Source organism: Pseudomonas sp. 18058, from assembly GCF_902706155.1.
Lineage (GTDB): Bacteria > Pseudomonadota > Gammaproteobacteria > Pseudomonadales > Pseudomonadaceae > Aquipseudomonas > Aquipseudomonas rustica.
Genome location: NZ_CACSJY010000161.1, coordinates 1 through 400, shown reverse-complemented (window position 1 = coordinate 400; position 400 = coordinate 1). Strand labels below are relative to the sequence as shown.

The window sequence follows — 400 nt, the reverse complement described above, 5'->3', positions numbered from 1 at the left end:
GTCGTGGAGCTTCGCCGGTCCCTTCGGCGCCTTCGACCAGGCCCAGTTGCAGCGCGGCTTCCAGATCTACAAGGAAGTCTGCTCGAACTGCCACGAGCTGCATATCCCGATGCGCACGCTCGCGGAGCCGGGCGGCCCGGGCTTCACCGAGGCGCAGGTCAAAACGCTCGCCGCGACCTATACGATCCACGACGGGCCGAACCTGCAGGGCGAAATGTTCGACCGGCCCGGCCGCCCGGCGGATTATTTCCCGTCGCCCTTCCCGAATCCGGAAGCGGCCGCGGCCTCGCTCGGCGCCGCGCCGCCGGACATGTCACTGCTCGCGAAGTCGATCAAATATGAGCGCGGCTTTCCGTGGTTCATCTTCGATGCGCTGCCGATTCCCGGCGGCATGTATCAG

At 66.5% G+C, this 400-nt stretch carries 1 protein-coding gene; it reads left to right on the top strand.

The genetic code is table 11. The features are described from left to right. Positions 1–400: cytochrome c1 (locus GVL50_RS28635; protein ID WP_218586058.1), on the top strand; the 400-nt coding region annotated here is incomplete at both ends.